The sequence below is a fragment of the Curtobacterium oceanosedimentum genome (assembly GCF_020297365.1).
GTDB lineage: Bacteria > Actinomycetota > Actinomycetes > Actinomycetales > Microbacteriaceae > Curtobacterium.
On sequence record NZ_JAIXIG010000005.1, the window covers coordinates 104,374 to 124,548 of the forward strand.

25 protein-coding genes are annotated in these 20,175 nt (G+C 72.8%); 14 read left to right on the forward strand and 11 right to left on the reverse strand.

What is annotated here, in order from left to right; genetic code table 11:
* Positions 1-3: 3 nt before the first annotated feature.
* The gene (locus tag LEL83_RS03655) at positions 4-1,182 is read right to left on the reverse strand and encodes a RimK family alpha-L-glutamate ligase (RefSeq protein WP_198656688.1); all 1,179 of its coding nucleotides are present in this window, start codon (positions 1,180-1,182) and stop codon (positions 4-6) included.
* An 87-nt stretch (positions 1,183-1,269) separates the two neighbouring features.
* On the opposite strand from LEL83_RS03655, the gene LEL83_RS03660 reads away from it, so the two are divergent.
* Positions 1,270-1,752, forward strand: coding sequence for an ATP-dependent zinc protease family protein (locus LEL83_RS03660; RefSeq protein ID WP_198656689.1), 483 nt, complete (start codon positions 1,270-1,272; stop codon positions 1,750-1,752).
* Positions 1,753-1,801: 49 nt separating this feature from the next.
* Here LEL83_RS03660 and LEL83_RS03665 read toward each other — a convergent pair whose 3' ends face one another.
* Positions 1,802-2,356 (reverse strand): TetR/AcrR family transcriptional regulator, encoded by a 555-nt coding sequence (locus LEL83_RS03665; RefSeq protein WP_225557810.1) that lies wholly within the window; start codon positions 2,354-2,356, stop codon positions 1,802-1,804.
* Between the two features lie 23 nt (positions 2,357-2,379).
* Here LEL83_RS03665 and LEL83_RS03670 point away from each other — a divergent pair, with 23 nt between their 5' ends.
* The 5 genes from LEL83_RS03670 (at position 2,380) to LEL83_RS03690 (ending at position 7,748) form a co-directional block, all read left to right on the forward strand.
* Entirely contained in the window at positions 2,380-3,570 is a 1,191-nt protein-coding gene (locus LEL83_RS03670) for an MFS transporter (protein ID WP_225557811.1), read from the forward strand.
* 10 nt (positions 3,571-3,580) lie between these two features.
* The gene (locus LEL83_RS03675; RefSeq protein ID WP_225557812.1) at positions 3,581-4,852 is read left to right on the forward strand and encodes a sensor histidine kinase; all 1,272 of its coding nucleotides are present in this window, start codon (positions 3,581-3,583) and stop codon (positions 4,850-4,852) included.
* Entirely contained in the window at positions 4,834-5,541 is a 708-nt protein-coding gene (locus tag LEL83_RS03680) for a response regulator (protein WP_225557813.1), read from the forward strand. Before LEL83_RS03675 ends, LEL83_RS03680 begins: the two co-directional genes overlap by 19 nt.
* Before the next feature lie 252 nt (positions 5,542-5,793).
* The gene (locus tag LEL83_RS03685) at positions 5,794-6,675 is read left to right on the forward strand and encodes an ABC transporter ATP-binding protein (protein ID WP_198656693.1); all 882 of its coding nucleotides are present in this window, start codon (positions 5,794-5,796) and stop codon (positions 6,673-6,675) included.
* Positions 6,672-7,748, forward strand: coding sequence for an ABC transporter permease (locus tag LEL83_RS03690; protein WP_225557814.1), 1,077 nt, complete (start codon positions 6,672-6,674; stop codon positions 7,746-7,748). The genes LEL83_RS03685 and LEL83_RS03690 overlap by 4 nt, the downstream gene beginning before the upstream one ends.
* Before the next feature lie 79 nt (positions 7,749-7,827).
* Here the strand turns inward: LEL83_RS03690 and LEL83_RS03695 are convergent, their stop codons facing one another.
* The 3 genes from LEL83_RS03695 to LEL83_RS03705 all read right to left on the reverse strand — a co-directional run bounded on the left by LEL83_RS03695 (position 7,828) and on the right by LEL83_RS03705 (position 9,775).
* Positions 7,828-8,055, reverse strand: a complete 228-nt coding sequence (locus LEL83_RS03695) for a helix-turn-helix domain-containing protein (RefSeq protein WP_198656695.1) — start codon at positions 8,053-8,055, stop codon at positions 7,828-7,830.
* Positions 8,055-8,666 (reverse strand): hypothetical protein, encoded by a 612-nt coding sequence (locus tag LEL83_RS03700; RefSeq protein ID WP_225557815.1) that lies wholly within the window; start codon positions 8,664-8,666, stop codon positions 8,055-8,057. Before LEL83_RS03700 ends, LEL83_RS03695 begins: the two co-directional genes overlap by 1 nt.
* A 77-nt stretch (positions 8,667-8,743) precedes the next feature.
* Positions 8,744-9,775 carry a YeiH family protein gene (locus LEL83_RS03705; RefSeq protein ID WP_225557816.1) on the reverse strand — a complete coding sequence of 344 codons (1,032 nt, stop codon included), beginning with the start codon at positions 9,773-9,775 and terminating at the stop codon, positions 8,744-8,746.
* 57 nt (positions 9,776-9,832) lie between these two features.
* On the opposite strand from LEL83_RS03705, the gene LEL83_RS03710 reads away from it, so the two are divergent.
* Positions 9,833-10,498: a hypothetical protein gene (locus tag LEL83_RS03710; protein ID WP_225557817.1), complete on the forward strand. Its 666-nt coding sequence runs from the start codon at positions 9,833-9,835 to the stop codon at positions 10,496-10,498.
* Between the two features lie 16 nt (positions 10,499-10,514).
* Positions 10,515-11,180, forward strand: a complete 666-nt coding sequence (locus tag LEL83_RS03715; protein ID WP_225557818.1) for a hypothetical protein — start codon at positions 10,515-10,517, stop codon at positions 11,178-11,180.
* Between the two features lie 20 nt (positions 11,181-11,200).
* Here the strand turns inward: LEL83_RS03715 and LEL83_RS03720 are convergent, their stop codons facing one another.
* Positions 11,201-11,758 carry an LppP/LprE family lipoprotein gene (locus tag LEL83_RS03720; RefSeq protein WP_225557819.1) on the reverse strand — a complete coding sequence of 186 codons (558 nt, stop codon included), beginning with the start codon at positions 11,756-11,758 and terminating at the stop codon, positions 11,201-11,203.
* A 122-nt stretch (positions 11,759-11,880) separates the two neighbouring features.
* Here LEL83_RS03720 and LEL83_RS03725 point away from each other — a divergent pair, with 122 nt between their 5' ends.
* Together LEL83_RS03725 and LEL83_RS03730 are read left to right on the forward strand one after the other, a co-directional pair.
* Positions 11,881-12,708, forward strand: a complete 828-nt coding sequence (locus LEL83_RS03725) for an alpha/beta hydrolase (protein ID WP_225557820.1) — start codon at positions 11,881-11,883, stop codon at positions 12,706-12,708.
* 146 nt (positions 12,709-12,854) lie between these two features.
* A complete protein-coding gene (locus LEL83_RS03730; protein ID WP_198656701.1) occupies positions 12,855-13,196 on the forward strand; it encodes a hypothetical protein in 342 nt (113 codons plus the stop codon).
* A 61-nt stretch (positions 13,197-13,257) separates the two neighbouring features.
* Here LEL83_RS03730 and LEL83_RS03735 read toward each other — a convergent pair whose 3' ends face one another.
* From LEL83_RS03735 to LEL83_RS03750, 4 genes are all read right to left on the reverse strand, one after another.
* Positions 13,258-14,394, reverse strand: a complete 1,137-nt coding sequence (locus LEL83_RS03735) for a Gfo/Idh/MocA family protein (RefSeq protein WP_225557821.1) — start codon at positions 14,392-14,394, stop codon at positions 13,258-13,260.
* Positions 14,391-15,212: a sugar phosphate isomerase/epimerase family protein gene (locus LEL83_RS03740; RefSeq protein WP_225557822.1), complete on the reverse strand. Its 822-nt coding sequence runs from the start codon at positions 15,210-15,212 to the stop codon at positions 14,391-14,393. The genes LEL83_RS03735 and LEL83_RS03740 overlap by 4 nt, the downstream gene beginning before the upstream one ends.
* A 45-nt stretch (positions 15,213-15,257) precedes the next feature.
* On the reverse strand, positions 15,258-16,637 hold the full coding sequence (locus LEL83_RS03745; RefSeq protein ID WP_198656704.1) for an MFS transporter: 1,380 nt from the start codon (positions 16,635-16,637) through the stop codon (positions 15,258-15,260).
* A 241-nt stretch (positions 16,638-16,878) separates the two neighbouring features.
* On the reverse strand, positions 16,879-17,049 hold the full coding sequence (locus LEL83_RS03750; RefSeq protein WP_198656705.1) for a hypothetical protein: 171 nt from the start codon (positions 17,047-17,049) through the stop codon (positions 16,879-16,881).
* 193 nt (positions 17,050-17,242) lie between these two features.
* On the opposite strand from LEL83_RS03750, the gene LEL83_RS03755 reads away from it, so the two are divergent.
* From LEL83_RS03755 to LEL83_RS03770, 4 genes are all read left to right on the forward strand, one after another.
* The gene (locus tag LEL83_RS03755) at positions 17,243-18,013 is read left to right on the forward strand and encodes a LamB/YcsF family protein (RefSeq protein WP_225557823.1); all 771 of its coding nucleotides are present in this window, start codon (positions 17,243-17,245) and stop codon (positions 18,011-18,013) included.
* Positions 18,010-18,642: a 5-oxoprolinase subunit B family protein gene (locus LEL83_RS03760; RefSeq protein WP_225557824.1), complete on the forward strand. Its 633-nt coding sequence runs from the start codon at positions 18,010-18,012 to the stop codon at positions 18,640-18,642. The genes LEL83_RS03755 and LEL83_RS03760 overlap by 4 nt, the downstream gene beginning before the upstream one ends.
* Positions 18,639-19,523, forward strand: coding sequence for a 5-oxoprolinase subunit C family protein (locus LEL83_RS03765; protein ID WP_225557825.1), 885 nt, complete (start codon positions 18,639-18,641; stop codon positions 19,521-19,523). Before LEL83_RS03760 ends, LEL83_RS03765 begins: the two co-directional genes overlap by 4 nt.
* A 63-nt stretch (positions 19,524-19,586) precedes the next feature.
* On the forward strand, positions 19,587-19,889 hold the full coding sequence (locus LEL83_RS03770) for a putative quinol monooxygenase (protein ID WP_225557826.1): 303 nt from the start codon (positions 19,587-19,589) through the stop codon (positions 19,887-19,889).
* Between the two features lie 80 nt (positions 19,890-19,969).
* On the opposite strand, the gene LEL83_RS03775 is transcribed toward LEL83_RS03770, so the two are convergent.
* Entirely contained in the window at positions 19,970-20,152 is a 183-nt protein-coding gene (locus tag LEL83_RS03775) for a hypothetical protein (protein WP_225557827.1), read from the reverse strand.
* Positions 20,153-20,175: the final 23 nt, after the last annotated feature.

Genomic DNA, 20,175 nt, shown 5'->3' on the forward strand with positions numbered 1-20,175 from the left:
CGGTCAGACGTCCTTCGGCAGCTTCCGCACCTTCGCGCGCCGCTTGCGGCGCTCCGGGATCATCGACCGCATCTCCTCGAGCTTGCCGAAGCAGAGCAGGCGGTCACCGGGTTCGAGGGCGACGCCGCTGCGCGGGTTCGGGATGACGTTCGAGCCGCGGTGCAGGGTCAGGACCGTGATGTCGCGGTCCCAGAGCCCGGACTCCTTGATGGTCTTGCCCACCAGGTCGGCGTTGGTGTGCACGAGGAGCTCGGCGACGCCGTACCCGGTCGACACCGACAGGCGCTGCCGGACGTCGATCTCGGGGAACGCGACCTGGTTGGCGATGAAGTCGACGATCGCGCCCGCGATGTCGAGTCCGGTGGCGCGTTCGACGCCCTCGAGCCCCGGGGACGAGTTGACCTCCATGACGAGCGGGCCGTCGTTGCCCTCGAGCATGTCCACGCCCGCGACCTTCAGGCCCATGATCTGTGCGGAGCGGACCGCGACGGCCTCGTACTCCGGCGACAGGGTGACCTTCTCGACGGTGCCACCGCGGTGCACGTTCGACCGGAACTCGTCGCCGGACGCGGTCCGGCGCATCGCGGCCACGACCCGGTCGCCGACCACGAGCGCGCGGATGTCGCGACCGCGGCTCTCCGAGATGAACGACTGGATGAGCACGTTCTGCTTGGTGGAGTGCAGGGTCTCGACGATCGACTCGGCGACCTTCGCCTCGGGCGCCAGGATCACGCCGATGCCCTGCGTGCCCTCGAGGAGCTTGATCACGACCGGGGCACCACCGACCCGTTCGATCGCACCGCGCACGTCGTTCCGGCCGGCCACGAACGTCGTCGCCGGCATGCCGATGTCGTGCCGGGACAGGATCTGGTTCGCCCGCAGCTTGTCCCGCGAGTTCGTGATGCCGTTGGCCGTGTTCGGCGTGTAGACGTCCATCTGCTCGAACTGCCGCACGACGGCGGTGCCGTAGTAGGTGATCGAGTTCCCGATGCGCGGCAGCACGGCGTCGTAGTCGCTCAGCAGCTTGCCGCGGTAGAGCAGGTCCGGGTCCTCGCCGGACAGGTCGATCGCGAAGCGCAGGGTGTTGAGCACCTTCACCTCGTGCCCACGGTCGAGGGCCGCCGCGCGCAGGCGCTGGGTCGAGTACGCCTGGGGCGCGCGCGACAGGATGGCGAGTTTCATCGAGGGGTTCTCCGCGGGGTCGGATCGACGGCGACGCTCCATCAAAGCATGCGGACGGGGCTGCGGAGCATGCGACAGGATGGGGGCATGGCCCGTGCTCCGAAGTCCTCCGACCGGGGGCTCGTCGTCGCCGGGTGGCGCGAGTGGGCGGGCCTGCCGGACCTCGGGATCCCGTGGATCAAGGTGAAGCTCGACACGGGTGCGCGCACCTCTGCCCTGCACGCGTTCGACCTCGAGGAACTCCCCGGCGAACGGGTCCGGTTCTCGCTGCACCCCTGGCAGGACACCGATGCCGACGCCTCCACCATCGAGTGCGACGTGCACGACCGGCGCATCGTCCGTAGCTCGACCGGGCACACCCAGGAGCGCATCGTCGTGCGCACCCCGATCGCGTTGGCCGGCCGAGTGGTCGAGTCCGAGGTCACGCTGAGCAACCGCGACCAGATGGGCTTCCGGATGCTCGTCGGGCGCGAGGCGCTGCGGCAGGGGTTCCTCGTCGACCCCGCCCGGTCCTTCATGGCCGGTCGCGCGCCGAAGGAGATCCGACGCCGCAACCGCGGTCGCGCCTGAGTCGCCGTCCGGCGGCCGGACTGCCGGCCGAGCGCGCCCGCGGAACCGCTCAGGGGAGCATGCCGACGACGAGCGCGCGCGCCGTCGTGGTGTCGGCTGCGGGGTCGCGCAGCCGCATGGCGAGGGCGCCCGACACGACGAGCAGCAGCTGTTCGGCGAACACCGGCGCCCGGTCCCCCACGAGCGGCCGGGCCGTCTCGGTCAACCGTCGCCGCAGGGTCGCCGTCTCGTGGTCGAGCACGACACGCAGCTCGTCCGGGGCGTCCACGTACTCGGCAGCACTCCCGAGGAAGGCGCACCACCGCGACCCGCCGGCCGTCGCCCGGTAGGCGTCGAGTGCGTCGAACACCGCGAGCAGCCGCCCGCGGTCGTCCGACGCGGCGTCGACCATGCGGTCCCACGTCGCGATCCAGTCCGCGTGCCGCCGGGTCAGGGCCGCCGCCACGAGCGACTCCTTGCTCGCGTAGCCGCGGTAGAGCGTGGCCGTGGACACCCCGGCCCGTTCCAGGACGGCGTCGATCGGGGTGGCGGCGATGCCCTGTGAGAAGAAGAGCTCCTCGGCGGCGTCGAGCAGCCGTTGCTCGGTCCCTGGGCGCATCACCATGACAGCACCCTAGGCTCTGCAAAGTGAAACGATCGTTTTCGTTACGGCAGCGCGTGCTGCTGGCCTCGGGCCTCGCCCTCATCGCCGCGACGTACGGGCTGGTGCGCCTGGCGTACGGACTGTTCCTGCCCGACGTGCAGCGCGACACCGGCCTGCAGTCAGGGGCGGCCGGGTGGGTGTCCTCCGGCGCCTCGGCCCTCTACTGCGTCGGTGCCGTCGCCGGGTTCCTGCTGGCCGCACGACTCCCCCGGGTGCTCGCCGCCCTCGCCGCGGCGGTGGCCGGCGGTGGTGCCGTCGCAATGGCACTGTCCGACGGCCCGCTGGGGTTCGGTGTGAGCGCCGTCGTCGCCTCGGCGGGCGCAGGACTCGCCTCGCCGGCGCTCGTCCGGATCGTCGCCGAGCAGGTCCCGACGGCCCTGCAGTCGCGGGCGCAGGCGGTCGTCAACGCCGGGACCGGGCCGGGCTTGGTGGTGGCCGGTGTCCTGGCACTCGTGCTGCTGCCCGACTGGCGGACGGCGTGGGCGCTCTCCGGGGTCTTCGCGCTCGTCGTCGGTGGTGTGCTGCTCGTCTCGGCGCGCGGCGGCGGAGACGGCGGGGCGCCCGCTGCCGTGCCCGGCCGGTCGTGGTTCGCGGCGCACCGGGCGGTGTTCGCGCTCGCACTGCTCTTCGGTGCCGGGTCAGCCGTGGTCTGGACGTTCGGGCGCTCCGCGCTCGTGGCGGCGGGAGCGTCCGCCGCGGTGTCGGTCGGCGCGTGGATCGCACTGGGGCTGGGCGGAGCGGCGGTCGTGGTCACCACGCGGTGGACGAGCGGCATGCGGGCGCGCACGCTCTGGACGGTCACCGCGGGTTCCGTGGCCGTCGCCGTGGTCGTCCTGGGGGTCGCACCGGCGGCGGTCCCCGTGGCGCTGCTGGCCTGCGCGGTCTTCGGGTGGGGGTACACGGCGGCCACCGGTGCGCTCATCGCGTGGACGACCGAGATCGACGCCGAGCGGTCGTCGGCGGGGACGTCGATGCTCTTCGTGGCGCTCGTGCTCGGGCAGGCCGTGGGTGCAGCGGGAGCCGGGGCGCTGGTCGGCCCGACGGGCCACGCCGTGACGTTCGTGGTCGGGGCCGTGGTGACCGCGGCGAGCGCCGTGCTCGCACCGGTTGCCCGACGCGGGCGGCGGGCAGCGGCGGACCCACTCGGTTCCCCGCCGACCGGAGCCACACGCTAGCGTTCCGTGCATGGGGATGACGGCGGAGTGGTCACGGCTGCCGGTGGGGCGGCAGGAGTACCGACGGGACGCGCTGCTCGCCGTCGCGGTCGCCGGCGGGCTCACCGTGACGACGTTCCTGTACGGGTCGACGGGGACCTACGGCGACGACCAGGCCGCCTGGTGGGTCTCGGCGCTGATGATCGTCGCGAACGCCGCGCCGCTCGCGTTCCGCCGCCGGTTCCCGATGACCGTGGCGGTGCTGGTCGCCCTGGCGTTCGCCGCGACGCAGATCCTCCGCGTGCCCGAGGTCTTCCTCGTCAACTTCACGCTGTTCCTCGCCCTGTACACGGTCGGCGCCTGGTGCTCCGACCGCGTCCGCGCCGAGGCGGTGCGCTGGGTGATCATCGGCGGCATGTTCGCGTGGCTGTTCATCGCGATCTCGTTCGGGTGGGCGTCACCGACCCGCCTGCCGAACGAGTCGGACTCGCTGCTCCCGCCGGCCATCGCCTTCGCGCTGCTCAACATCCTGATCAACGTGCTGTACTTCGGCGCCGCCTGGTACGCCGGCAACCGCGCGTGGGCGTCGGCCGTCGCCCGGCACGAGCTCGCCGAGCGGACCGCCGAGCTCGCCGCGGAACGGGAGCGGTCCGCCGCACAGGCCGTCACGATCGAGCGCGTGCGGATCGCCCGCGAGCTGCACGACGTGGTCGCGCACCACGTGTCGCTGATGGGCGTGCAGGCCGGAGCCGCACGCCGGGTCATCGACCGCGACCCCGCGCAGGCGACCGCGTCGCTCGGGGTGGTCGAGGACAGCGCCCGCACCGCGGTGGAGGAACTCCGCCGGATGCTCGGGACCCTGCGCTCCGACGACGACGCAGACCCCCGCGGGACCGCCACCGACGCCCCGAGCACCGAGGGCATCGCCCGCATCGCCGAGCTCGCCGAGTCGGCCCGCGCGGCCGGTCACCCGACCGAGTACGTGGTGGTCGGCGACGAGCGCCCGGTCCCGCCGACGGTGGCCGCCGTGGCGTACCGGATCGTGCAGGAGGCCGTGACGAACATCCTCAAGCACGCCGGACCGTCGGCGCGGGCCGACGTCCGGCTGCGCTACCTCGACGACGGGGTCGAGGTCGAGGTCGCCGACGACGGCCTCGGTGCTCGCTCCGCACGCTCCGCCGCCGGCAGCGGGCTGGGACACGTCGGGATGCGGGAACGGATCGCCGCCGTCGACGGTCGGATCGAGATCGGGCCCCGCGCCCGGGGAGGGTACCTGGTGCGCGCGTGGCTGCCGACGACCTGACGATCGTGCTCGCCGACGACCAGGACCTGGTGCGGGCGGGCTTCCGCGTGATCCTGGAGTCCGAGCCGGGCTTCCGGGTGGTCGGCGAGGCACCCGACGGGGAGCGCGCCGTGCAGGCCGTGCAGGCCCTGACCCCGGACGTGGTCTGCCTGGACGTGCAGATGCCGGGCGTGGACGGGCTCGAGGCCGCTCGGCGGATCGCGGCGCTGCCGGACCCGCCGGCCGTCCTCATGCTCACCACCTTCGACAGCGACGACGCCCTGTTCCAGGCGCTCGAGGCCGGGGCCAGCGGGTTCCTGCTGAAGAACGCCTCCCCCGAACGGCTGATCGACGCCGTGCGGACCGTCGCCGCCGGGGACGCCCTGCTCGCGCCGGACGTCACGCGGCGCGTCATCAGCCGCGCGACCGCCGCGCTGTCGACGCCGGGCACGTCGCCGACCACCCCGACGACCCCGGACGCCGACGCGGGTGCGGGCGCGGGTGCCCTCGCAGCCGCCGGCCTGACCGAGCGGGAGTCCGAGGTCCTGCGGCTGCTCGCCCGGGGCCTGAGCAACGCCGAGATCGCCGCCGAGCTGTACGTCGGTGACGCCACGGTGAAGACGCACGTGTCGAACGTGCTGCAGAAGCTCGCGCTGCGCGACCGGATCCAGGCGGTCGTGTGGGCGTTCGAGCACGGCGTCGCCGGCTGACCCGGCCGTCACGCGCCACCCACCCGTCCGTCACGCGCCACCCACCCGTCCGTCACGCGCCCCGCAGCCAGCCGTCACGCGCCACCCAGCCGTCACGCGCCACCCACCCGGCCGAGCCGGTGCGCCGTCCTCCCCCGCGCGGTGGAGCCGGCCACCCAACGGAGTCCCGTCTGGCGGCGGAGGCGGGCCGTGCCTCCCGGCCAATAGCGTCGGGGACAGCGACGACGAGCGTCGCGACGAAGGGGAACGAACATGCTCACCATCGAAGGGGTGACCAAGCACTTCGGCGATCGCCGGGTGCTCGACGACGTCGGGTTCACGGTCGGCAGCGGCCGCCTGACGGGCTTCGTCGGCGGCAACGGCGCCGGCAAGACCACGACCATGCGCATCATGCTCGGCGTGCTGCAGGCCGACGCCGGCACCGTGTCGATCGACGGCACCGAGGTGCGCCCCGCGGACCGGCGCCGCTTCGGCTACATGCCCGAGGAGCGCGGTCTGTACCCGAAGATGCCGGTGGCCGAGCAGATCACCTACCTGGCACGGCTGCACGGCGTCGACAAGCGCACCGCCTCGACCCGGACGGGCGAGCTGCTCGAGCGCCTCGAGCTCACCGGGCACGCGACCGACGCCGTCGAGAAGCTCTCGCTCGGCAACCAGCAGCGCGTGCAGATCGCCGCGGCACTGGCCCACGACCCCGAGGTGCTCGTGCTCGACGAGCCGTTCTCGGGCCTCGACCCGATGGCCGTCGACACGGTGCTCGGTGTGCTGCGCGAGACGGCGGCCCACGGTGTGCCCGTCCTGTTCTCCAGCCACCAGCTCGACGTGGTCGAGCGGCTCTGCGACGACGTCGTCGTGATCGCCGGGGGCACGATCCGCGCCGCCGGCCCGCAGGAGGAGCTCCGCAAGCAGGCGGGCCCCGCCGCGTGGGAGCTGCTCGTCGACGGTGACGTCGCCTGGCTCCGCGACGAGCCCGGAGTGGTCGTGCGCGAGTTCGACGGCGGGTACGCCGTGTTCGAGGCCGAGCACGCGACGGCCCAGCGCGTCCTGCAGCGCGCGGTCCAGCACGGCACCGTCGGCTCGTTCGCACCGCGGGTCCCGCGGCTCAGTGAGGTCTTCCGGGAGGTCGTCCGATGAACCACTCGTTCGTGCAGTCCGTGCGGCTCGTCGCCGCGCGTGAGATCCAGGCGCGCCTGCGCAGCAAGGCCTTCGTGGTCTCGGCACTCATCCTGGTCGGCATGGTCGTCGCCTCGATCGTCGTCGGCGGCATCGTGGGGAAGGCCACGGCGGACGACACCACGCCGGTCGCGGTCGTCGACGGCGTCACGCTGCCGACGACCACGGGGCTCGACGTCACCTCGTCGCCGTCGGTGGACGCGGCCGAACGGCTCGTGACCGAGGGCGAGGTCGACGCCGCGATCGTGCCGTCCGACGACACGCTCGGCTACACGGTCGTCGGGCTCGACGACGCCCCCGCCGAGGTCGTCTCGGCGCTCAGCGTGACGCCCCGCATCGAGCTGCTCGACCCGGACGCGCTGCCCGGCGGGCTGGTGTACCTGATCGCCATCGCGTTCGGCGTCGTGTACTTCGCGTCCGCGGTGACGTTCGGGCAGTCGATCGCCCAGAGCGTCGTCGAGGAGAAGTCGACGCGGGTGGTCGAGATCCTGATGTCCGCGATCCCGGCCAGGGCCCTGCTCGCGGGCAAGGTGCTCGGCAACAGCGTCATGGCGTTCGCACAGATCGTCGCCGTGGCGGTGGCCGCGATCGTCACGTTGGCGGTGACCGGGCAGGACAACATGTTCGCGAAGCTCGGCCCGAGCATCCTGTGGTTCATCGGGTTCTTCGCGATCGGGTTCGTGCTCATCGCGTCGCTGTTCGCGGCGGCCGCCGTGCTGGTGTCCCGTCAGGAGGACGTCGGCAGCGTGACGACCCCGGTGATGATGCTCGTGATGATCCCGTACTTCCTGATCATCTTCGCCTACGACAACCCGCTGGTGCTCGGCATCATGTCGTACGTGCCGTTCAGCGCCCCGATCGGGATGCCGATGCGGATCTTCCTGGGCACGGCCGAGTGGTGGGAGCCGATCCTGTCGCTCGTCATCGTGGCCGCCTCGGTCGTCGCGGTCGTGCTCATCGGTGCCCGCGTCTACGAGAACGCGCTGCTCCGCACCGGCAGCCGCGTGAAGCTGTCGGAGGCCCTGCGCGGCTGACGCCGCTGACCCGCCGGGTACGGCCGGGAGGCCCGCCCCACGTGAGCAGATCCGCTCACGTCGGGCGGGCCTCCCGTCGTCAGTCGGTGCGCACCGAGAAGACGTCGCCCGGTTGGCAGCCGAGCACCTCGCACAGCCGGGTGAGGGTGGAGAACCGGATCGCCCGGGCGCGGTTGTTCTTGAGCACCGACAGGTTGACGACGGTCACACCGACGCGGTCGGCGAGTTCGGTCAGGGTCATCCCCCGCGCGGCGAGCAGGTCGTCGAGGTGGCAGACGACGGCGTGACCGTCCTCCTCCGGGGGCATCAGACCAGTCCGGACTGGTCGCGGACCATCCGCTGCGACGCGGTGAGGGCGAACCGGAAGCACAGGACCACGAGCAGGCCGAGGTACACGGCCACCCACTGGTGGTCCACCACCGGCGTCGGCAGGTACCCGTCCCAGCCGAGACCCGACACCACCCAGTTCCAGCCCATCCGGCGGACGAACGACGGCACGAACCCGGCCACCACAACGGCTCCGGCCAGCCAGTCGAGGATCCGGGTGGTCGATCGGTCGAAGAGCCCGCCGCGCGAGATCTTCCACGCGACCGCGGCGACCAGGGCGATGAGCGCACTGACGAAGACGGCCTCCAGGGCGTCGCCGACGCGGATGTACCCGATCGCACCGCCCGGCACCTCGGCGATCGGCGCCCGGAGCACCAGCTGGTCGGAGGTGACCGTCGCGCCTCCGGGCGGCTGCGGGACGTCGGCGGTCGCGCGCATCCGGACCGGGACCGACACCGTGCCGGCGCTGATCGAGCGGACGAGCAGGTCGACGTACCGCCAGACGACGATGCCGATCCCCACCGCGCAGGCGACGACGTAGGCGAGGTAGGAGTTCCGCCCGCGGGGCGGCTCGTAGACGGGTGTGATCATGGCTGGTTCCCCTGTCGATCATCGATACCATCGATTGTCGATGCAACGATAAACGATGGGTGCGGTCGCAGCAACCCCTACAGCAGACCGAAGGCCGCCTGCACGCCGAGGCTCGTGCCGGCCACCAGTGCCCAGAGTGCGATGCCGAGCAGCATCGGGCGGAAGCCGGCCCGACGCAGGGCCGCGAAGTCCGTCGAGCAGCCGATCGCGGCGAGCGCCACCGTGATGAGGAACGAGGCCGTCGTCGCGAACCCCGGCGCCACGGACGCCGGCAGCACCCCGACGGTGCGGAGCAGCACCACCACGAGGAACCCGATCAGGAACCACGGCACCAACCGGAGGACGCGGAACCCGCGACCCGGCCCCGGGGCGGCGGCGGGCTGCTCGCGGGAGGCGCGGCGGGCCTCCAGACCGGCCAGCCCGATCACGATCGGGATGATCATCAGGGTGCGCACCAGCTTCACGACGACCGCGGTGTCGGTCGCCTGGCGGCCGTAGACCGAGGCCGTCGCGACGACGGACGAGGTGTCGTTGACGGCGGTGCCGGCGAAGACGCCGAAGGCGTGCTGGCTGAGGCCGAGCGCGTGCCCGAGCAGTGGGAACGCGAAGACCGCGGCGATGTTGCAGAGGAAGATCGTCGACATCGCGTAGGCGACGTCGGCGCTCACCGCACCGATCACGGGGGTGACGGCCGCGATCGCCGATGCCCCGCAGATGCCGGTGCCGACACCGATCAGTGTGCGGAGCGCGCTCGACACCCGGAGCAGTCGGCCGATCCCCCACGCCGCGACGAGGCAGACGACGAGCGTCGTGAGCAGCACTGGCAGGGTCTCGCCCCCGATGCGCAGGACCTCGCCGATCGACAGCTGGGCGCCGAGCAGCACGACCGCGAACTGCAGCACGCGACTCGACGAGAACTTCACCCCGGGGGCCAGTGCGGCGAGCGTGCCGTCGGTGCGTCGACGGACCAGCCAGCCGAGCACCGCGCCGATCAGGACCGCCGGGACGGGACCGCCGACGACCGGGACGGCACGGCCGACGACCGTGGCGACGAGGCCGATCGCGACGGCGACGGCGACCCCCGGGGCGACGGCGCGGACGGACTGCATGCGACCAGCATCGCGCACCCGCGGACCCACCGCGGCCGGGACGGGCAGGATGGGTCGGTGGAGTACGCGGGTGAGCGGTGGGTGCAGCGGCTGCGCGACGGGAGGACGCCGGGGCGGTGGCCGTTCCTGGTCGGGCTGGCGATCGTGACGATCGTGGGTGCGGCGGGGCTGGTCCTGACCGTCGTCGACCTCGACGACATCGCGCACTCGGACGCCCGACGGCCGTGGTCCGGGCCGCTGCTGGCGCTGTTCTTGTTCGCGCTCGGACCGGTCTCGGCGGTGCTCTCGTGGCTGCAGGGCCGGCGTGACCGGAGGATCCTCGAGCGGATCCGTGCGCACGGGACCACACCGGCGTTCCACGTGCCCGTCCTGCGGTCGGGACTCGGGTCGGTGGACGACTTCCCCGAGCCCCGCCCCGAGCTCTGGACGGTCGACGCCGCCGGGCTCGACGCCTGGTCGGCGGAGCGGGACGAGCCCGTGTTCCACCTGTCGTGGCAGGACGTCGAGACGATCGAACTGGCATCGCAGGACGTGCGCGGGCAGCGGACCGACGTCGGCATCTGGATCGTCACGAGGGACGTCGGTCGGTTCACGTTGCGGCCACGGCCGACGATCGGACGCCCGTTCGGCGCGGGCGCGACGAAGCTCCACATCGTCATGCGGGTACTCCGGTCGCTCCAGCGGGAGTCCGCAGCGCAGCGGTCCGCCGGCCGTGATCGCTGATCGGCGGGAGGGCGCCGTGACGACCTCGACGGAGCCGTGGGTGCAGCGGCTGCGGGACGGAGCGACGGCGGACCGGAGACCGGTGCTGCTCGGAGCGGGGATCGCGACGGCGGTCGGGGTGCTCGTGCTCGTCGCCGAGTTCGCCTTCCCGGACTTCCTGCGTGGTGTCGAGTCGGCCCGCACGCAGACGTCGCTGGTCTTCTGGCCGGTGGTCCTGGTCGCGATCGGCGGACTGCTGGCGCTGTCCATGTGGAGTGCGGGACGGAGCGACCGCCGGACGATGGCCCGGATCCGGCGGCACCGGGCACCGCGGCTCCACCTCCCCGTCTTCGCCTCGGGGCTGCGGACGACCGACGACTTCCCGGAGCCTCGCCCGGAGATCTGGACCGTCGACGAGGCCGGACTGCACGCGTGGGCGCCGTCCCGGGACGAGCCGGTGTTCGACCTGCCGTGGTCGGGCGTCCGCGACGTCGACGTGGCGACGAAGGACCAGCAGGGACGACGGGTCGACTTCGGCATCTGGATCAGCACGACGGACCGGCGGGACGTGGTGCTGCAGCCCCGGCAGGCGATCGGTCACGGGATCGAGGCCGGGCCTGCGAAGCTCGCGGTGCTGGTCGACGAGCTCCGCTCGCTCCGGCGCGAGCTCGACCCCGGGCACGGGGAGCGCGGGCGGCGCTGAGCTGCCCGGCCCCCGGCGGGTCACCGGGCGGGTGGGGTCTCCCCGGTCATGTCGACGCGGCTGGTCTCTGCGTTCCAGGTGAACGTGGCGGTGGCACGGCCGGACACCTCGGCGTTCGGCTCGCCGGCCAGCGGGTAGCGGTAGGTGACGACGATCGACCCGTCGGTCCGGCGCTCGATCGTCGGCTCGAACGCGTACTGCTCGGCCGTCGCGGTGCCGAGGTACCGGCCCTGGTGGAAGAGCAGGATCGCGTACGGCGAGCCGGCGGTCGCGCGCTCGGGAGCCACGACGGACCAGGACAGCGCTGCGCAGGCGTCGTAACCGGAGGTGTCGGCGTTCGCGGCGTCCCAGCGGGCGCCCTCGATGCCGGCCGGTGACGGCAGCGCGGCGATGCCGGCGGCGGCGGCCTCGGCACCGCTCGCCGGACCGCACGTGGGGGTCGGTGTCGGAGTCGGGCTCGGCATCGCCGCGGGGTCGGAGGGCGGCGCTGTGACGGTCTCGGTCACGGTCGGGGTCGAGGTCGCCCCACCGCCGTCCGCTCCGTCCGCGCCGGAACAACCCGTGAGGAGCGCGGCCAAGGTCGCAACGGTCAGGATCAGAACGGTTCGCGTGGGGCGCGTCCCTCCACGCTGCCTGCGCTCCCGAGCGCTCGCCAGCATCGTTACAGGGCTGTGTCCCACCGTGCTGCCACACTGCTCCCATGCGGGGGAAGCGCCAGGGGACGATCGAGGTCGCGGACGAGCGGGTCGACGGCCCACACGGACCGGTGCCCATCCGGCGGTACCGACCAGCGGGACCGGACGCCGGTACGGGATCGCCGACGCTGGTCTGGGTGCACGGCGGTGGGTTCTTCCGGGGCGACCTCGAGCTGCCGGAGTCGGACGCGGTCGCGCGCACCCTGGCGGATCGCGGGGTGCCGGTCGTCACCGTCGACTACCGGCTCGGGCCGCTGCCCGGCCTGCCGTGTGTCGGGCGGAGCGGACCGCGTGGCCGACGTCGGGCACCGCACGCCCGGGACGAGATCGTGGCCGTCCTGGAGCACCTGCACGACAGCGCACCGGCGGGGCTGCTCCTCGGTGGCGCGAGCGCGGGCGCGTGCCTGGCGGCGACGGCGGTCGCGGTCGCTCCCCCGCTGCAGGGACTGGTGCTCGCCTACGGGTTCTTCCACGCGCGCATCCCCCGCGATCGTGCGGTGCAGCGGCTCGTGCGCGGGCACCGTCGGATCACGCACGCGCCGCTCCTGCTCGACCTGAGCAGCCGTGGCTACGCGGGACCCGCCCGCGGGTCGACGTTCCCGGCGGCCGAGCACCTCGGGGCCTTCCCGCGCACCCTGTTCGTCGACGCCGATCGCGACGTGATGCGGGCCTCCGGTGAGCGCTTCGCGACGGAGCTCGCGGGCGCCGGGGTGGACGTCGAACGGCACGTCCTGCCCGGCAGCCGGCACGCCTTCCTGAACCGTCCGGGCACGGCGGACTCCGACGCCGCACTCGCCCTGGTCACCGCCTGGGCGGCGCGCCCAGTCCGCTGAACGCTGCCCGTCGTGCGAACGGCGGACATCCGGGAACGGTCTGCGCAGCCCGGACGTACGCTGACATCGGAAGCAACGGCGGTTCCGAATCCCCTTCGCCACGTTCCCTGTCGTGGCGCCTCACCACCGTGACGAAGAGTTCCATCGTGACCGAACACCTGATCGAGTACGTCGCCCGTGACCGCACCGGCATCACCGCCGTCGTGACGCCCACGGGTGTCATCGACGTGGACACCGTGATCCAGCACATCCGGGCCGGCCACGCGGGGTACTACGTGGCCGCCGACTCCTGGCGGCGCACGCCGGTCCGGAGCATGTCCTTCATCGGCGGCACCTACCTGTTCGCGAACTGGGACGGGTCGAAGCGCAACATGCTGCACGACCTGGCGTTCCGCGCACCCACCCGGACGGTCGAGGTGCCGCAGACCGACCCGTGGTTCACCCGGGTCGTCGGCGCCCTGTTCGGCCGCCGACCCGTGCGGCACTGACCTCGACGGCACTGCCGCGCACGGGCCGGCGGGACCGCGACACCTCGCGGGCCGGTACCGCTCAGAGCGTCGCCGCGAGCGGGTCGAACCCCTCGGGCAGCGACGGGACCGGGGCGACGGTGGACTCGACGTCGACGAATGCCCGCCGCTCGATCGACTCCTCCACCGCCACCATCGTGTCGAGCACGTGGTACCCGACCTGTCCGGTGGCGATGTGCTGCCCGCCGCCGCGGATCGCCCGTGCCATGTCGAGCACGCCGAGGCCGCGACCGACCGTGGGCTCCTCGTCGAGCAGCACGTCGAAGTCCTGCGAGAACGGGAACGTCGCGTCGGCGCCGATCGGGCGAGCGATGCGGATCGGGTGACCGCCGCCGAAGGTGTTCGGGTCGGGCAGGACGATGGTGCCCTCGGTGCCGTTCACCTCGAACACCCCGTGGCGGAACAGCGGGGTGTCGAACGACAACAGCGACTGCGCGTTGCCGCCCTGCTCGAAGGACGTCAGCACGGACAGGTGCGTCGGGACCTCCACGGGGAAGCTGTCGCCGGCGTTCGGCCCCACCACGAGCTGCCGGGTGTCGCGCGACCGCGAACCGGTCGCGACGACCGACGCCACCGGTCCGAGCAGGTGCACGAGGGCGGTGAAGTAGTACGGGCCCATGTCGAACAGCGGGCCCGCGCCCTTGGCGTACAGGAACGACGCGTTCGGGTGGAACACGTCCGGCCCCTGCCACTGGAAGCTCGTGACGGCGGTCAGCGGCGTGCCGATCGCACCCGACTCGATCGCCCGCTTGGCGGTCTGCCACCCGGTACCGAGCACGGTGTCGGGCGCGATGCCGAGCTTGAGTCCGAGGTCGTCGGCGAGCGCGACCAGACCGGCTGCGGACTCCCGGTCGACCCCGATCGGCTTCTCGCTCCACACGTGCTTGCCGGCACGCAACGCCGACTCGGAGACCGACACGTGCGTGGCGGGCAGCGTGAGGTTGATCACGATCTCGACGTCGGAGTCCGCGAGGACCTCGTCGCCGGTGCCCGAGGCGGGGACGCCCCACTTCGCGGCCGAGGCGGCGGCACGCTCGGTGTCGATGTCACCGATGCGGACGACCTCGACGTCGGGGAACGTCGTCAGGTTCGTCAGGTACTGCTCGCTGATCATGCCGGCACCGATGAACCCGATGCCGACCCGGCCCGTGCGGGTCACGCGGACACCTCCGAGGTGGTCGGGGCGAGCCGCGCGGCGAGCCACTCGTACGACTGCCGGACGCCGTCGAAGACGTCCCCGTCGTACCCGTCGAACTCGATGACGGCGTACTCGAGCGCGGTCGCGGCAGCGAGGGCCTCGGCCAGGCGGACGTCGCCCTGACCGGCGGGGGTCTGGTCGGTCGGCACCGAGGCGGTCGAGATGTCCGGACGCATCGGCCCGTCCTTGACGTGCACGGCGACGATCCGGTCGCCGAGCTCCCGGACGAACGGCACGAGGTCGATGCCGGCGGCGGATGCCCAGTACAGGTCGAGCTCGAGCACGACCCGGGGGTCGAGCAGCTCGGCGAGCACCTGCAGCGCCGGCTTGCCGTCGATGTGCGGACGCAGCTCGTGGTCGTGGTTGTGGTAGCCGACGCGCAGCCCGTGTGCCGCGGCCTCCTCAGCCGCCGCGTTGAGCCGCTCGGCGACGCGCTCCACGCCCTCGCGGGTCGTCCACGAGTCCGGGCCGACGAACGGGTCGATCACGATCTCGATGCCGAGCTCCCGCGCCGCGGCGAAGGTGTCGGCGTGCGAGGGCGCGGTCATCACGGTGCCGTCGGGCAGCGGGATGGTCTGCTCGACCAGGAACGCGTGCCCCGTCCTCGCGCTGATGCCGTGGGCGTCGAACGCCGACCGCAGCTGCGCTGCTCGGTCGACGAAGGCGAACGCCTCGACGGTGTCGAAGCCGATGGCGGCCAGGCGGGCGACGCCGGCGTCGAGGTCGGGCTCCAGTTCGGCGTTCACCGTGTAGAGCTGCAGGGAGATGGCGGGGGGCATGGTTGGTCCTTCCGACTTGCGGGGTGTGCTCGCGCGGAGACCGCGCTACTTGACCGACTTGATGGGCAGGATCACGAGTGCGCCGAGGAGCACGGCGACGCCGGCGCCCCAGAGCATGAGCGTGTAGTTGCCGCCGCCACCGATGCCGAGCAGGAACAGGCCCACGGCGGGTGCGAGCGACTGCGGCAGGGCGTTGGCGATGTTGATGACACCGAGGTCCTTGCCGGGGCGCTCCGGGTCGGGCAGCACGTCGACGATCAGAGCGGTGTCGATGGCCGCGTAGATGCCGAACGCGAAGCCCAGGACGATCTCGGCGAAGTAGAACCCGCCGACCGTGTCGACGTGCGCCAGGATCACGAGGCCGACGGCCGTCAGGGCCGTGGAGCCCCAGACGAACACCTTGCGGCGACGGATCCGGTCCGACACCCAGCCGGACAGTGCGGCGCTGACGAGCAGGGCGATCGTGTAGAGGAGCACGCCGAACGCGACGACACCGACGGCCTCCGACTGCGGGAGACCGATCTGGTCCTCCATGTAGAGCAGGCGGTACGTCGTGAACATGAACGTGCCGAAGGTGATGAGGAAGCGGCCCCACCAGGCGAGCCCGAAGTCGGGGTGCTTGATCGGGTTCGTCCAGAACGAGCTGATCAGGTTGATCCAGCTGAACGGCTTGAACGGGGTCGTGGGCACCTCGTCACGGGCGATGAACGAGTAGACGAGGATCGCGACGATCGCCAGGACACCGGGTGCGATGAAGAGCAGCGGGAGGTTGCCGACCAGGTAGACGGCCAGGTACAGGCCGGCGAGGATCGCGATGTTCTGCGCGAGGGCGATCGCGCTCGACGCCTTGCCGCGCTGGAACTCGGGCACGTTGTCGGCGAAGCTCGCGGTCAGCGTCGCCAGGACCGCGTTCGCCGAGACCTGGGCGAGCACCCACGCGATCGTGAGCTGCATGACGTCCGGGGCGAAGGCGAGCCAGGCGAGGGCGACGACGAAGACGACGACACCGCCGACCATCCACGGGCGACGGCGGCCCCACCGCGTGCGGGTGCGGTCGGAGATCGCGCCGAACAGCGGGTTGGCGAACAAGGCGCCGAGGGCACCGAACGGCAGGACCGACCCGACGACGGTCTCCGGGCTCGACGGGTTGAGCTCCGTCGCCTTGATCGACATGCTCACGAACACCGGGGTGAGCAGGGCGAAGAACAGACCGAACTGGCCGAGGCTGAGCGCCCAGAGGTAGCCCTTGCCGACCCGCATGGTGGAGACGGACTGGGTGATGCCCTCGACCGAGAACGCGCGGGACGCGGCGGCTTCGGACGTGGTCGCTCCCGAGGTGGCCGTCGCCGGCGGGACCGCGGTGGCGCCGAGGCCTCCCAGGGGTTCCTTCGGTCCGGGTTCGTTGTTCGACGTCGGTGTCGGCATGACTCCTCCTCGAGTCATCGGGGGCTGCCGCCCTCTGAATCCCTAGTGCTACTAGGTGATGGGGACAGTAACACCAGAAACCGCAGAGCGGAAGGTTTTCATCCCATTGTTGCGTGCCGACGCCGCGGTCCGGATCGCCGCGGGCATGCCGACGCAGGACGACGCCCCCGCTGTCGTGTGACAACGGGGGCGTCGTTCGGGGTCGACCGGCGTGCGGCCGGCGATCTGTGGGGCGGACGAGCTACTGCTCGCCGTCCTCTTCCGGGTTGAAGTGGGAGTCGTCGCCGACGTGCCCGGCCGCGAGACCGTCCGGCTCGTTCGGGATGGTGTTGTCGTCGCCGAGGCCGCCCGGCTTCTCGGTGCCCTCCGGGTCGTTCTTCGGGGCTCCGTGCGTGGTGTCACTGTCGGTCATGATCTGCTCCAGTGCGGTGATCGGTCCGGAGGTGCTGCCCCCGGTGGTACTGAGGAATCGGACAGTACGTGGCCAGCCTCGGAAACCGCCGTCCGCGCCGGACCGGATCGGCGAGCGCCGACGGAGCGGACGGGTGACACACGACCGCCCGCTCGGTAGATTGTTCAACAACCCGCGAGGACAGGGAGCACCCGTGACGACGATCGACCTGAACAGCGACCTCGGCGAGGGCTTCGGCGCCTGGGCCATGGGCGACGACACCGCGATGCTCGACGTCGTGTCGAGTGCCAACATCGCCTGCGGGTTCCACGCCGGCGACCCGACGATCATGCTCGCCACGGCACGCGCCGCTGCCGAGCGCCGGGTCGCGATCGGTGCCCACGTGGCCTACCGCGACCTGATCGGCTTCGGCCGCCGGCCCGTGCACGTCACACCGGACGAGCTCCACGCCGACGTCGTCCACCAGCTCGGCGCGATGGCGGCCACCGCCCGCGTCGCCGGCACCGTCGTCACCTACGTCAAGCCGCACGGCGCCCTGTACAACACCGCCTGCGCCGACCCGGTGCAGGCCGAGGCCGTCGTCCGCGCGGTCGCCGACGTCGACCCGTCCCTCGCCGTGCTCGCGCTGCCCGGGTCGGAACTCCTGCTGGCCGCCGAACGGCACGGACTCCGCGCGGTGAGCGAGTCCTTCGCCGACCGCGCCTACGAGCCCGACGGGTCGCTGGTGTCCCGCAGGCTGCCGGGGTCGGTGCTGCACGACCCGGACGAGGTCGCCGCCCGGGTGCTCCGCATGGTCACCGAGGGCGTCGCGACCGCGGTCGACGGGTCCGACATCGCGGTGCGCGCCGACTCGGTCTGCGTGCACGGCGACTCCCCCGACGCCGTCGCGATGGCCCGTGCGATCCGAGCGCTCCTGACCGAGCACGGCGTCACGATCGCGCCGTTCGCACCACCGGCGCCGTGACCGTCCCGACGCTCCGCTCCGCAGGCGGCACCGCGCTCCTCGCGACCTTCGACTCCCTCGCCAACGTCGTCGCCTTCCGGGCCGGGCTGGCACGGGACGCACCTGCGGGGCTCACCGAGGTCGTCTCCGGCGCCCGGACCCTGCTGCTGCGGTTCGACCCGGCGACGACGGACGCGGCCCGGCTGCGCACCCGGCTCGCCGACGTCGTCCCCGTCCCCGGTTCCGACCACCGCTCCGGCGACGACCCGCTCGTCATCCCCGTCACCTACGACGGCGAGGACCTCGACACCGTCTGCGGGCTGACCGGCATGACCCGCGACGACCTCGTGGCGTGGCACACCGGCCAGCTGTGGACGAGTGCGTTCTGCGGGTTCGCCCCCGGCTTCAGCTACCTGACCGGCACCGAGCGGCCCCTCGACCTGCCCCGCCGTGCCACCGCGCGCACCGCCGTCCCGAGCGGCGCCGTCGCCCTGGCCGGCGAGTTCAGCGCCGTCTACCCGCGCACCTCGCCGGGCGGGTGGCAGCTCGTCGGCCGGACCGACGTGCCGATGTGGTCACTGAAGCACACACCGCCCGCGCTCGCACCGGCCGGCACGCTCGTGCGCTTCGTCGAGGCGGGTGCGGCATGAGCACGCTGACCGTCGCGCAGGTCGGCTTCGGCGTGACCACGCAGGACCTCGGCCGCCCCGGGCTGAGCGACACCGGACTCGGTGCCGCGGGCGCCGCCGACCGCGGTGCCGCGGCGCTCGCCAACCGGCTGGTCGGCAACCGTCCCGACGCGGCCGTCCTGGAGGCCCTGCTCGGCTCCGTCACGCTCCGTGCCGACGCGCACGTGGTCGCGGCCACCGCCGGTGCGGCCTGCCCCGTCGAGGTCGAGCGGGCGGACGGCTCGGTCCGCGGTGCGGCGTCGCACGAGGTCCTGCTGCTCGCGCCCGGGGACACGCTCCGGATCGGCACCGCCACCGTGGGGCTGCGTGCCTACGTCGCCGTGCTCGGCGGGTTCGACGTCGAGCCGGTGCTCGGCAGCCGTTCGTGGGACTCCCTGGCACGGCTCGGACCGCCGCCGCTGACGGCCGGCGACGTCCTGCCCGTCGGGGACGCCCGGGTCTCGTGGCCGGTCGTCGACGCCGTCCCGCAGCCCGAGCAGCGGTGGCCCGGCGAGCCCGTCGTGCTCGACGTCACGGCCGGCCCCCGCGACGACTGGTTCACCGACGACTGGCGCGCGATCCTGACCGGGCAGGACCACCTGGTCAGCGCGGACAGCGACCGCGTGGGCGTGCGGACGACCGCGGCGACGCCGTTGGTCCGCGCCGTCACGACGGAGCTGCCGAGCGAGGGTGTGGAGACCGGTTCGCTGCAGGTGCCGCCCGAGGGCTTCCCCGTGCTGTTCCTCGCCGACCACCCGGTCACCGGCGGCTACCCCGTCGTCGCGGTCCTGACACCGCGGTCGGTCGACCGGGCCGCGCAGCTGCGCCCCGGCGACACGGTCCGGTTCCGCATCGTCGACTGACCGACCCGGAACAAGCGCGAGGGGTCGGGGGTTGGCCTGGACACCGCTGACGAAAGGTGCCCCATGTCGATGACCGTCCTGCTCGAGGTCGAGTTCCAGAACGACGCCCCCGCCGATGCCGTCGAGGCGGCGATCCAGCAGACCCTGGCGCAGACCGCGTCGTTCCATGGGCTCGAGTCGCTCGAGGTCCTGGTGGACGATGCCGACCCGAACCGGATGGTCGTCGTGGAGTCGTGGACGACCGCCGCCGACCACGACACCTACGTGGCGTGGCGCGCGACGCCCGAGGGCGCGGCGGCCATCGGCCCGCACCTGGCCGCAGCCCCGGTCACCCGGACGTTCGGGCGGACGATCCCGCTCGGCTGAGCCGACCGGACGCCGCCGAGCTCGGCCGAGCCGACCGGACGCCGCCGACACGGTCGGCGGTCGGAGGTCGGCGCGGCCGGTCAGACCGCGTCGTCGTCGGTGTCGAGCGGCACCGGGCGGTCGTCGTCCGGCAGCAGTTCGTCGTCCGGGTCGTCGACCACGGGCAGGTCGTCCTGGTCGGCCACCAGCGGCTCCGGCTGGTGGTCGGTCTCCTGCGCCTCGCGGAAGTCGTCGAGGGTCTCGTCGTCCGTCGGATCGCTCATGGCCCCGACGGTACCTCCGGATC